At 35.7% G+C, this 13,086-nt stretch carries 13 protein-coding genes; 2 read left to right on the forward strand and 11 right to left on the reverse strand.

What is annotated here, in order from left to right; translation table 11 throughout:
- The first annotated feature begins 2 nt into the window (after positions 1–2).
- A complete protein-coding gene (locus tag AC13CQ_RS15335; protein WP_008614898.1) occupies positions 3–2,258 on the forward strand; it encodes a xanthine dehydrogenase family protein molybdopterin-binding subunit in 2,256 nt (751 codons plus the stop codon).
- A gap of 78 nt (positions 2,259–2,336) precedes the next feature.
- Here the strand turns inward: AC13CQ_RS15335 and AC13CQ_RS15340 are convergent, their stop codons facing one another.
- From AC13CQ_RS15340 to AC13CQ_RS15390, 11 genes are all read right to left on the reverse strand, one after another.
- On the reverse strand, positions 2,337–2,762 hold the full coding sequence (locus tag AC13CQ_RS15340) for a helix-turn-helix domain-containing protein (protein ID WP_050989703.1): 426 nt from the start codon (positions 2,760–2,762) through the stop codon (positions 2,337–2,339).
- Positions 2,763–3,374, reverse strand: coding sequence for a flavodoxin (locus AC13CQ_RS15345; RefSeq protein WP_008614899.1), 612 nt, complete (start codon positions 3,372–3,374; stop codon positions 2,763–2,765).
- Between the two features lie 33 nt (positions 3,375–3,407).
- The gene (locus AC13CQ_RS15350) at positions 3,408–4,547 is read right to left on the reverse strand and encodes an alpha/beta hydrolase (RefSeq protein WP_008614900.1); all 1,140 of its coding nucleotides are present in this window, start codon (positions 4,545–4,547) and stop codon (positions 3,408–3,410) included.
- A 24-nt stretch (positions 4,548–4,571) separates the two neighbouring features.
- Positions 4,572–6,164, reverse strand: a complete 1,593-nt coding sequence (locus tag AC13CQ_RS15355) for a carboxylesterase/lipase family protein (RefSeq protein ID WP_008614901.1) — start codon at positions 6,162–6,164, stop codon at positions 4,572–4,574.
- A 96-nt stretch (positions 6,165–6,260) separates the two neighbouring features.
- A complete protein-coding gene (locus tag AC13CQ_RS15360) occupies positions 6,261–6,707 on the reverse strand; it encodes a nuclear transport factor 2 family protein (protein ID WP_008614902.1) in 447 nt (148 codons plus the stop codon).
- A gap of 31 nt (positions 6,708–6,738) precedes the next feature.
- Complete coding sequence (locus AC13CQ_RS15365; RefSeq protein ID WP_008614904.1) at positions 6,739–7,182, reverse strand: nuclear transport factor 2 family protein; 444 nt, start codon at positions 7,180–7,182, stop codon at positions 6,739–6,741.
- Between the two features lie 37 nt (positions 7,183–7,219).
- The gene (locus AC13CQ_RS15370; protein WP_008614906.1) at positions 7,220–8,200 is read right to left on the reverse strand and encodes an aldo/keto reductase; all 981 of its coding nucleotides are present in this window, start codon (positions 8,198–8,200) and stop codon (positions 7,220–7,222) included.
- A gap of 10 nt (positions 8,201–8,210) precedes the next feature.
- On the reverse strand, positions 8,211–8,687 hold the full coding sequence (locus AC13CQ_RS15375; protein WP_008614907.1) for a cupin domain-containing protein: 477 nt from the start codon (positions 8,685–8,687) through the stop codon (positions 8,211–8,213).
- 10 nt (positions 8,688–8,697) lie between these two features.
- Positions 8,698–9,549, reverse strand: coding sequence for an aldo/keto reductase (locus AC13CQ_RS15380; protein ID WP_008614908.1), 852 nt, complete (start codon positions 9,547–9,549; stop codon positions 8,698–8,700).
- Between the two features lie 33 nt (positions 9,550–9,582).
- Entirely contained in the window at positions 9,583–10,659 is a 1,077-nt protein-coding gene (locus tag AC13CQ_RS15385; protein ID WP_008614914.1) for an alpha/beta hydrolase, read from the reverse strand.
- Positions 10,660–10,761: 102 nt separating this feature from the next.
- Positions 10,762–11,499: a carboxymuconolactone decarboxylase family protein gene (locus tag AC13CQ_RS15390; protein WP_008614915.1), complete on the reverse strand. Its 738-nt coding sequence runs from the start codon at positions 11,497–11,499 to the stop codon at positions 10,762–10,764.
- 181 nt (positions 11,500–11,680) lie between these two features.
- Here AC13CQ_RS15390 and AC13CQ_RS15395 point away from each other — a divergent pair, with 181 nt between their 5' ends.
- Positions 11,681–12,574, forward strand: a complete 894-nt coding sequence (locus tag AC13CQ_RS15395; protein WP_008614916.1) for a helix-turn-helix domain-containing protein — start codon at positions 11,681–11,683, stop codon at positions 12,572–12,574.
- Positions 12,575–13,086: the final 512 nt, after the last annotated feature.

The raw sequence follows: 13,086 nt of genomic DNA on the forward strand, positions 1-13,086 counted from the left end.
AAATGGCAACTGTTAAGACAACATTAGGAAGACGATCTTTTTTAAAATCCTCCGTATTGGCTGGTGGTGGCATGATGCTTAGTTTCAGTTGGTTTGCGGGCTGTGAAATCCCAAATAGAAAAGAAGCTGCTACAATAGAAATGCCTGAAGAATGGTTTGAATTAAATAGTTATATAAAAATTGGAGATAATGGAGTGGTAACACTTTTTAATCCTAATCCTGAATTTGGTCAAAATGTAAAAACTTCCATGCCGATGATTCTTGCTGATGAATTGGATGTCGATTGGAAAAATGTAATTGTAGAACAAGCTAACTTTTATCCTAAACGTTACGATAGACAATTTACTGGCGGGAGTCAGTCTATTCGTCAAGGTTGGAATATTTTGCGTACCGCAGGTGCTACCGCCAAAAGAATGCTTGTTACTGCTGCTGCCCAACATTGGCAAGTACCAGTTAATGAAGTTACAGCAAAGGCAGGAATCCTTTACCACACCGCAACAAATAAAGAAATTTCCTATGGTGAAATAGCTTCTCTCGCAGCAATACAGCCTATTCCGGAAGAAGTAGAATTAAAAGAAATTAAAGATTTTAAAATTATAGGAACCTCCAAAAAAAATGTTGCTGGAACAGAAATTGTCACTGGTAAACCTATGTTTGGAATTGATTATCAAGCAGAAGGTATGTTGATTGCCATGATAATCCATCCTCCTGCTTTTGGAATGAAACTAAAAAAGTTTGATGCTACAAAAGCCAAATCGATGCCTGGTATTAAAGATGTATTTAAAATAGATACCTTAAAAAGTGATTACGCAAGGAATTATTTTGACACCACAACTTTTACCGAATTAATTACAGTAGTTGGTAATTCCACATGGGAAGTCATGCAGGCCAAAAAAGAAGTGGTGGTCGATTGGGAGCAAGCTCCAGAGCATACTTTTCAAATGGATGCTAGAGGAAATAAAATAGCTATAAATGTTCCAGCAGGTTTGGAAAGTACTACTGTTCATCAAACTAAAATGAACCAGTACAATAAAAAACCTGGAAATATTCTAAGAAAAGACGGAGATCCGGAAAAAGCGTTTAAAAATGCTGCTAAAATATTGGAACGGACGTATTCTGCCCCATTTTTAGCACATAATACCATGGAGCCTGTAAATTGTTTTGCCAATGTTTCTGCTGAAAAAGCTGAGCTTTATGGCCCAATTCAAGCTCCTGAATTTATCATAGGGACATTATCTGAACGGCTGAAACTCCCTAAAGACAAGATTCAAATTAATTTAGCCCGTATGGGAGGTGGTTTTGGACTTCGGGCTTATGGACACCATATGATTGAAGCAGCAGTTATTTCTCAAGAAATGAAAGCTCCCATTAAGATGGTTTACACACGTGAAGATGATATGTCTTACGGAATTTACAGACCTTCTTACACAGCGACTTACAAAGCCGCCATGGATGAAAATAACAATCTCATTGCATTTCATGTAAAAGCAGGTGGGATTCCTGAATCACCACTAGCTCCTAACCGTTTTCCTGCCGGGGCGATAGAAAATTATTTGGCAGAAGCCTGGGAAATTCCTTCAAATATTACCATCGGGGCATTTAGAGCTCCTAGGTCTAATTTTATTGCTGGAGCTGAGCAGTCATTTTTAGACGAACTTGCAGAAGAACTTGGGAAGGATCCAATTGAGTTTCGTCTAGAACTTTTAGAAAGAGCTAAAAATAATCCAGTTGGAGAAAATAACGATTACGATCCTGAACGTTATGCCGGTGTTATTAAGTTAGTAAAAAGCAAGTCTAATTGGGATGAGATAAATGATAAATCAAGAGGCTTTTCTGCCTATTTTTGCCATAATACGTATGTAGCTCAAGTTTTAGACCTTGAAATAGAAAATGATAAACCCAAGGTTAATAATGTGTATGCTGCTGTTGACTGCGGAATTGTTGTTAACAAAGATGCTGCCAAAAACATGGGAGAAGGTGCTATTATTGACGGTATTGGAAATTCACTTTATGGTGAACAAACCTTTAAAGATGGGGCGCCACAAAAACTCAATTTTGACCGTTATCAATTAATAAGAATGTCTGAAGCACCAAAGTCTATTGAAGTGCACTTTGTTGAAAATGAACATAGCCCAACAGGAATGGGAGAACCTCTTTTCCCTCCTATTTTTGCTGCAATGGCAAATGCTTTATACCGTGCAACAGGGCAAAGGCATTACCAACAACCTTTTATAATTGAGAAAAAAATTATAGGTTAAAAAACTTATAACTATTCAAACTAACTAGAAAAACCGTCTATCCGACGGTTTTTTTAATAGTATACTTTAGAATACAATTTACAAACAGACCATATCCATCAAACAATAACATACAATATTCAAACATTTTCTATAGGCTTGGGGGGTGGTATCCATATGTTTCTTAAAAAAATTACTAAAATGTGTAGCCTCTTTAAACCCTAAAAAATATGCTACCTCGGCAATGTTCCAATTTTTTTCTCTCAATAAATACGTAGCTTTTTGTAAAATACGTTCGGCTATTAATTGAGTTGTTGTTTTTTGAGTGCTAGTCTTCAACACCCGATTTAAATGATTCACATGAATATTTAATTCTTGGGCAAAATCAGCGGGAGCTCTTAGATTCACTGGTTTTCCAAATTCTTCCTTGGTAGAATACTCGTTATCTAAAAGTTTAAAGAATTCATTTGATATTCGCTGACTTGCAACACTTATATTTTTATATGTATCTAAATTATCTTTCATCTATAAAAACTTAATCCGCCGCAACCAAGTCATTATTTCTTCTTTTACTTTGATTTTTTTATCGCCTTTCATTACAAAATAAATTTCGTCTCTTTCAATTCCTCCTTTGGTAGAAAATCCTTCTAAAACCGTTGCGTTTGGACACATTTCTTTAACCGTTTTAAAACTACTTCCTACTCCATATCCTGCATTGGTATTGAAAGGAATTACTGTTTTGCCACTCATATTATATTTGTTGAGAAAACTCTTCATTGGCGGTGGTAATTGCATTCCCCATGTAGGAAAACCTACAAATACTTTATCGTATTGATTGAAATTATCGATACGCGTTTTCAATGGTGGTAGATATCCCGATTCGTTTTCTTTTGCCACTTGTGCCACTATAGAATCGTAATTTTCTGGGTAAGGTTCTTTTAATTCGAGTGCTACCAAATCCCCACCTACTTCCTTTTGGATAATTTCTGCTACTTGTTTGGTGTTGTTGGTTCGAGATAGGTATACAATCAATAGCTTTCCTTTCTCTTTTTTTAATTCTTGAGCAGTACAACTACAAAAAAACACTGGGACTATTGTCAATAGTAGAAGAAAACAGGTTTTTAATGTTTTATCCATGTTTGTTTATTTATAATTGCTGAATCTTTATTTCTACTTATCTAATCCTTTTTCTTGAAGCCATGTAGACATTAAATCTGCTATTTCCACATTATTTAAATCGCTCATCGGAAAATGTGTATTTCCTTGAATTCCTTCTTCTGGTAAGTGAATAAGCGTAACATCACCTCCGTGTTTGTTTACCGTTTCTTTCCATAATTTAGCCATCGATAGAGAGGCACGCCATTGATCTTCCCCTGGAATTTCAGATGTTTCATTAGGAATATGATCCCCATAAAAAATAACGATAGGAAGTTTTGTCAATCGCTTAAATTCCGACATAGGAACTTCTGAGGCTTTCAGAGCTCCACCGAGATATGAAATAGGCTCAGGAACTTCACCTTCAGGAAAAATAAAATTGCTCCCAGGTTCAAAAGAAACTACAGCTTTAATATTATTATTTTTTAGCGCTGTTAACCACCCCATTCCGCCGCTATGTGAATGAGTTACTAATATTCCCGATCCAATTTTATCGAAGAGTTCTGCTACTGCTTTTACATTTAAATCGATATTTAAAGGGCCTGTATCGGGTGTCATTTGTCTAAAGAACTGATTCAAAGCTTCAGGGTCTTTTGAAAATTGAACATTTGGGTAAAATTCTGTACCAATACCTAGTCTAAAAATACCAAACCACAATTGATCGTTGGTAGCTGCCGAAATTGTAGTTGGTTCGGTACTTTGTGCTGCTAATCCACGCCGAGGCTGATCTATAAGATACACAGGAAAGTTGCGTCTTAAAAATAATGTTTGAAACCCCTCTCTCCCATCGGGAGTTGTTTGCCAAGTTTTCATCGATTGCCCGTATCCATGCCAAAATACAAGAGGAAGTTTTTTAGGGGTAGTCGGTATTTGGTACCATACAAAAGCATGATCTCCATGAAGGGTTTGCCCCTCTTGACTTTGATTGGAAGGATTAAAAACACCGTGTTTAATAGGATCAAAAGTACCTGGACTTGTTTTTACAGTCCCTCCTACTGTAAAACTGCCTTGCTTTTGGATACTAATATTTTTATCATCAATTTTAGTACTGGTCTCCTCTTTATTTTTTGGTTGGCATGAAACAATACACAATACTGCACCAATCAACATAAGCGTATGAAGCCCTACCCTAATCTTATTCGTTTTCTTTTTCATATAAATATTTATTTTTATTATCTGTTATTCATAAAAAGCTTTCTTGATAACATCCAATCTTGCTTTTCTTTCATCTAAAGAACTTCCTGCCGATCCATCGTGTCTAATTTCAAAAACTTCATTCTTTTTTGGATCATGAACAGGCCATTTTGGTAACCCCTCTCCATTTGGATTCCCTGTTTTAGCGAAGTTTGTCCAATAGGTATTCATCATACTGGCAACTTTTTTGTCATTTGGGGTAACTACAAAACCATTTCTTTCCATAAGGTTATCAAATACATAAGGAATTTCCGATGCATGAGAGGCTCCAAATCGCATACGTTCCTGCATAGATTCTGCCACATAAGAAAAAAGATAAACGTAAGCAGGAATACCTTCTGAAACAAAAGCATTTGCAGTGAAACGCGCAGGCTCTGCCCAAACTTTATCGGTATTAACCAAGGTCAGCATTCTTGCAAACTCGGTTGATCCATCTGGATCATAGGCTTTGGATGCCTCATTTTTATAATCCCCAAACATAGATAATAGTTCTTCTTTTGAATTGGCATTCACAAATCCTGCCGGTACTTCAGCACTGTTAGAACCAATAATTATGGGTACTTGGGTTTGTGAATTATCTTTGTATGAACTTTCGGCAGTTTCTATTACTAATTTTCCATCTAAAATAGGTCCTGAATAGGTAGGAACACCTCCCGGACCATCAGTTTCCTGACCTCCATCAATAATCTCTCCCACACTCAAAGAACGAAGCTTTTTCAAAGCATTGGCATCCGTTTTTTCTATTTTATGCCTATGAGCAAAATTAACTCCAATGGTTTCTGCTGAAATTGGATAATTTGAATCGGCATTTTCTTTATCAATGGGTCTTCCAGTTAAAACCCCATCACAACCACCTCCAGATTCAATAATTGCTTTATGAAATAGTCCTTTAGCCTCAGGGATTGTTAATAACGAATGTACTGAAACGCCGCCAGCCGACTCTCCAAAAATTGTAACGTTAGCAGGATCTCCGCCAAAATTAGCTATGTTTTTTTGCACCCATTTTAAAGCAGCAATTTGATCCATATATGCGTAATTTCCTTTGGCTTCATTTGGATGTTCATCACTTAATGCAGGAAAAGCAAAGAAACCTAATCTTCCCAAGCGATAATTAAAAGTAACAAGAATAACATCCTTCTTCGCAAAATTCTCACCCGAAAACCCAGGACTAGAACCACTACCAAAAACAAAAGCTCCACCATGAATCCATACCATCACCGGTAGCTTGCTTTTATGATTAACCGAAGTGGGTCTCCAAATATTCAAGGACAAGCAATCTTCTGATGAACCTTCTCTGATAGCCCCTGGATTTGGCGGATATGAAGCCTGAGCACAATCTGAACCGTACTTACTTGCGTCCAATTCTCCTTTCCATTTCAGTGCTGGTTGAGTTGGTCGCCATCTAAATTCTCCAACAGGTGGCGCTGCATAAGGAATCCCTTTAAAACTATCAACACCACCTTCGGTAACTCCTCGTACAATACCAGACACTGTTTCTACTTTTGGATACCCCTGCTGTGCTTTTACGGTATAACTATATATAACAATTAATATGGCTATTATTTTTTGAATTTTCATGGTAGATGGTTAATGACTATTACTATTTTTTTGTTCGTTTTCCCCAATAAATTATTAGGATAAATATATTTTCATTGCGTTATATTACTTCAAATTTTAATGTTCAATTTGATGGGAATCCCGAACACTACTAAAAGTTAAATCGAGTAATTTCCAGTCTCCACTTTCTTTTTTGTAGATTTCGGTTACCGTAAATTCGTTTGACACTTCATTTCCTCGAACTACAGCCAAAAGTGTAATCCGATTCCACAGAATTACAGTTTCCCCAAAAGTTTCTATAACCACATCATGAACGTCTGCTTTTTTATACCAAATACTCCCCGTTTTAATAATTTCTAATTCTCGTTCCTTTTTCCAAGAGCCACTCATATGTACAAATCTTGATTTATCGTCAAAGAGCTTTGCAAGTTCTTCCACATTTTTATTGGCCATCCACTCCCATTTCTTTTTAGAGAGTTCTTTTATTTCTGTTTCAGTGGTATTTTGAGCCAAAATTGGTGTACTTGTAAGGATTAAAAAAAGTCCAATAACTAATGTTCTCATAATAAGTTGTTTTAAATTTTCTATTTTTTAATTAATTCCCTGGTCGCTCCATTAGTTTTACAAAAGATAAATTGGCTAATTTCCAATTCCCATCAATCATTTTATAAACCTCGGTTACCATAAACGGATTGGTGACTTCGTTGCCGCCAACTTCTGCCAATAAGGTTATTCGGTTTAAAACAATGGCGGTATCTTCTCCTATTATATCAATAGTTACTTCGTGGATGTCTGCTTTTTTATACCAAATACCTCCGCTTTCTATAATGGCAAGTTCTCTATCTGTTCCCCAAGCACCTCCCATGTGGACAAATTGTGCGTCTTTATGAAAAAGTTTGGTTAGTTCCTCCACATTCTTATCGGCCATCCATTGCCATTTTTCTTTGGAGAGTTCTTTTACTTCTGCTTCTAGAGCATTTTGTGCTAGAATTGGTGTACTAGCAATAATTAAGAATAGGGTAACAATAAATGTTTTCATAATGATTTTGATTTTAAAGTTTGGTGATATTTGTTTATTATTTTCCTACGCGTTCCTGCAAATGTTTTGGATAGCGATCTCCTTGTACTTCTACTTTGGCAAAGGCATTATCTATTTCAAGAATAGCTTCTGATGATAAATTAATGGCCGCTGCACCAATATTCTCTGTTAATCGATGTGATTTTGTAGTTCCAGGAATGGGTGCTATCCACGGTTTTTGTGCAAGTAACCATCCTAAAGCAATTTGTGCTGGTGTTGCATTTTTATCATTTGCTATTTTTCCCAATAAATCTACCAATGCTTGATTGGCTTTTCGGTTTTCTTCACTAAAACGTGGAACTATGTTTCTAAAATCACTTTTATCAAATGCAGTCTCCGAATTAATTTTTCCAGTAAGAAAGCCTTTCCCTAGGGGACTAAAAGGCACAAAACCGATTCCTAATTCTTCTAATGTTGGGAGAATCTCTTTTTCAGGCTCACGCCACCAAAGCGAATATTCACTTTGTAAGGCCGTAACCGGCTGTATTGCATGTGCTTGTCTAATGGAAGCTACACTGGCTTCCGAAAGTCCAAAATGTTTTACTTTTCCTTCTTGTATTAAATCTTTTACCGTCCCAGCTACATCTTCCATGGGTACATTGGTATCCACCCGGTGTTGGTAGAATAAATCGATGACATCGGTTTTTAAATGTTTTAAAGATTTCTCGGCTACTTCTCGAATCCTTTCTGGGCGACTGTCTTGCCCTTGACTTGAATCGCCGTTTTTAAATCCGAATTTAGTAGCAATTACCACTTCTTTACGAAAAGGAGCTAATGCCTCCCCAACAAGTTGCTCGTTTGCTGCTCCATATGCTTCAGCAGTATCAAAAAAGGTAACGCCTTGTTCATATGCTTCACGGATCAATTTAATTGCTTGGTTTTTATCGGTAGCAGGACCATAACCAAAGCTAAGTCCCATACATCCTAAGCCTAGAGCCGAAACTTCCAAGCCATTAGTTCCTAATATTCTTTTTTTCATGTTTTTCTTTTTATTTATCGCCTGCTAAATATTCTTCATCTGTTACAGGTGCTAACCATTGTGTAGGTCCTTTTTCTCTTCCTGTAATGGCTATCTGTATAAATTCTTTATCAGCACTTGCGCCATGCCAATGAGGCGTATTGGCTGGACATTTTACCACGTCTCCTTTACGTAATATTCTTTTTGGACTCCCTTTTTCCTGATAATACCCAACACCGCCAGTTGCCAATAAAATTTGCCCGCTTGGATGCATATGCCAATTGGAGCGTGCTCCAGGTTCAAACGTAACATTTCCAACTCCATTTCGGTTTATGCTATCTGCTTTTACCAAAAAAGTTAGCCAGGCAGTACCTTTAAAATTATTATTTGTAATCTTTTCTCCTTTTGGATAAAGTAAAACTGTATCTTCAGTATTTTTATCATTAGGGTTACCGCAGGATGCTAATCCTACAAGGATACATGCTACTAAAATTGATTTTATTTTCATTTTTTTTTGTTTAAATATTCAATTTTCTTTCACTTAACCATTGTACTTTCTCGGGGTCTCTATGATCAAAAAACAAACTTTCTTGGGTATCTAAAGATTGGATACTTGCCATATCTTCAGCAGAAAGTTCAAAATCAAAGACATTGAAATTCTCTTTCATACGTTCTTTTCTTACTGTTTTTGGAATCGCAACAATATCTCTTTGTAATAACCAACGAAGAATTACCTGGGCTACAGATTTATTGTATTTAATACCGATAGTAGACAATATTTCATTGTGAAAAATATTATTTTTCCCTTCTGCAAACGGCCCCCACGATTGAATTTGTGTATTGTTTTTTTGAAAGAATTCTTGTGTATGGATTTGCTGATGAAACGGATGTGTTTCAACTTGATTAATAGCTGGTGTAAAACCACTATTCACAATTAAGTCTATAATTCTATCAGGGTGAAAATTTGCAACTCCAATAGCCTTTATTTTACCTTCATGATACAATTCTTGCATAGCTCTCCAAGAACCAAATACATCTCCATATGGCTGATGGATTAAATATAAATCCAAATAATCCAACTGCAATCTTTCCAATGATTTTTGAAAAGCCACCTTCGTATTTTCATAGCCCGTATCTTGCACCCAAAGTTTTGTCGTTATAAAAAGTTCTTCCCTATTAATTCCACTGTTTATAATGCCTTTACCAACGGCCTCTTCATTCATATAAGAAGCTGCTGTATCGATTAAACGATATCCAGTTTCAATGGCCTTTATTACCGAATTCTCACATTCTAATGGGTCAGGAATTTGGAAAACTCCAAAACCCAAAATAGGCATTTCAACTCCATTATTTAATGTTATATTATACATGTTATTCTTTTTATTTTTACTTCATTTTCATTCTTAAAGATACTCTTGGTAAAAATCCACCAACTTAGTTACGGCTTGCTTTACATATTCTGGTTTCCAATAAGTTTCTATATGTGTAGCACCATCAATAAGGAATAACTCTTTGTCTTTTGCATTGGAAGCTTTTGCAAATGCTTCATCTGTCATATATTTAGTATCTGCTTTACTACCCGCTATCATTAATAAAGGCTGATTAATTAAATCCATATCGGTAGCCGCATCCCAAGTCATAAGTTTAAGTAAACTACTCCTAGTGTATAAAAAGGTAGAGTTTGGATGTGCATGCGTTCTATAATAATATTCATACCCTTCTCTGTATAAATCTGTTTTAGTAGCTGTTATTTCCTTATCAGTAACGCTTGCAACACCTGCATAAATAATTTCTCCTCCGGCAGCTTCTTGAGCACGAGCATCACTAGCTTGTTTTAAACGCTCTTGAATAGTGTTTAACTGAGAATTCTGAAATCCGTTACGTCTTACTTCTCCAGAATTAAACATGCTCAAGGTAGCAACCGCTTTGAAACGCTTATCAGATTGCGTCGCTTTTAGCGTATATCCACCTCCTCCACAAATCCCAAAAGCACCAATGCGATCAGGATCAACTCCAGGGAATTGAGCTATAAAATCGGCCATACCTTGAATATCTTCCGTACGATAATATGGGTTATCCGTATGGCGAGGTTCTCCTCCACTTGCTCCTTGGTAGGCAGCATCTGCAGCAATAGTTATAAAGCCAGCTTCGGCCAAATGTTGAGCATACAATCCAGCTGTTTGCTCTTTAATCCCACCATTAGGGTGCGCAACTGTAATAGCCAAATACGTATTCTCTGGATTATAATTAGCAGGCGTATAAACATTAGCAGCTATCTCTAATCCATTTAACTTATAGGTTACAGGATGGATATTTACTTTTCCTTTTACATTTTCTGTAATTGCCCCTGCATACACTAATGTAAATGGATTTTGTTTATATGTTTCTTGAAGCGGAGCTACTTCTACAGTACTTTGTGCCATGATACTATAATTTACGGTTAGTAAGCTTATAAAAATCAATAATTCTATTCTTTTCATCTATTTAAATTTTCATAATTAATTCTTTTCCAATAATTTAATTATTTATAGGAGATATTGGTCAATACCTATTAAATGCCCATTATGGGCTTCCATTACTTATTATTCTTTAGATTGTAATAATTCCTTCAATACTGTTTCTGCAGCTGTTCCTTCTTGCCTGCCAACATGTTGCTTAATTATTTTAGTAAAATCTTGAAGTTGCTCTGCTGTCCAACCTTGGATTAAACAAATATTCATATGTGAGCGCAACATGGGTTCCGCTTTTTGTATACTGGCAATAACAGAAATAGTTACCAGTTCTCTTTCTTTATAGGTAAGTACATCACGTTCAAAAAGGTCTGCAAACAAATGTTCTTTTAAAAAGATTTCAATCTCAGGAGAAAATTTAGCATATCCTTTTTTAGGCCCATCGAGTGTTGTACCCACCAATTTGTCAAGGTTCGTTTTTCCTCTCGCGTATTTATCTCTACTATCTGTTATTGGAGAGGCTTCTGTCCCCCATACATCTTCAATTCCTTTTGCCTTTCTATCGTCTAGCACTTTAATAAAAGTTTGCAATCCCCTTATACTTCTTGGAAAACCACAGTAGGCATATAAATGGACTATTGCCTCCTTTATTTGATTTACTGTTAAGCCATTATCCAAACCATCGTTAAGCACTTTCTCTAGTTTCTTTAGATCCCCTTTTGCTGTATAAGATGCTACCAATACCAATGATTTCTCTTTTTCGGTAAGCGTCTCTTGAGATAAAATTCCTTCGCAAGCATTTAGAGACTGAGTACTTCCCACCGCCAAAAAGAAGATAGAAAATACCGTTAAAATTTTAGAAATATGCATGTCTTATTTATTTTATGTTTGTAATTTCGATAGTATTGTTTGTATTCATTGCAAATATCCGAACACATTAAGCCTGTTTACGTATACCAATTACTGTTATACTAACACGGATTACTGTTTTACACTATCTAGTTGATTTTAAATGAATAACAAGCAGTATCTTTAACAAAAAATTATAAATATGGAAGATATCATCACCTTCAATACGATAAAACAATACTGCGATTTTAACAATAACAAAGCTTTGCATCCACTGGTTGGGATTATAGATTTATCTAAAGCCGAACTAAGACAATTTACCCGTTTTCGATATAATTTTTATGTAATCTTTTTTAAAGAAATAAAATGTGGGGATCTCCGCTATGGCTGTAATTATTACGATTATGAAGAGGGAACCCTTGTGTTTTTAGCCCCGGGACAGGTTATCGGTGAAAATAAACCAGAATATTACCAACCGAAAGGCTTTGCTATGGTTTTTCATCCAGATTTTATTCTTGGAACTTCGCTTGGTCAGCGTATGCAGGAATATACTTTTTTTAATTACGAAGTAAATGAAGCTTTGCACCTTTCTATACCCGAAAGGGATATGATTAAAGATGTTTATGCAAAGGTAAACCATGAATTAGAGCAACTTATAGATAAACACACCAAGAGTTTGGTCATCTCTAATATCGAGTTGTTTTTAAATTATTGTGTGCGGTTTTACGATCGGCAGTTTATTACTCGAACCAATGCGAACCAAGATATTATAGCTCGTTTTGAGAAACTGCTAAACGACTATTTTCATTCCGACAAGGCTGAAAAACTTGGCTTACCTTCCGTTGCCTATTGTGCAGAACAATTGTTTATCTCCCCTAATTATTTAGGAGATATGATAAAAAAAGAAACAGGAAAATCTCCTCAGGAACATATACAGCTAAAATTAATTAGCATTGCTAAGGAACGCATTTTTGATCCCTCCAAAAGTATCTCTGAGATAGCTTATGAACTAGGTTTTAAATACCCTCAACACTTTAGTAAAATGTTTAAAAAAGTTACAGGAACAACCCCCAATGATTATAGATTGATGAATTAATTTTTAAAGTTCCAGTTTTTAAATTGCGAATTACTTCTATTTAAAGTGAATTCCAGATTTTAAATTATTATTTGTGAAGATAATAATGGTTTTAAACAATTATTCATAAGTGGTTACAAGTAATTATTAAGTGTATTGCCATGTTCTAGAATTTAAATTGAGGGTAACATCTTGTACAAACAATAAACTGTAGTACTTGGGTCATTAAACATTAGGCTCTTGGGTTTAGTACTAAATAAGAAACATTCTGCTGTTTGTAGCTATAATTAGCCGTTATGTAAAATTGCCGCACGCCAATACGCTCGATTGCTTTTTTAAAATAATTATGCTTTCACATTAATTTTTTAAAACACAATTTCCAACCGCATTGCCTATAATACTCCCCAAATTTAGGACAGGAAATTAAGTTGTAATTTTAACCCTGTCAATATGAAAACATCAAGAAGAAAATTCAGCGCATCCTTTAAGGCCAAAGTAGCCATTGAAGCGATAAAAGAGCAGACAAGTATACC

Source organism: Galbibacter sp. L-19, assembly GCF_056857615.1.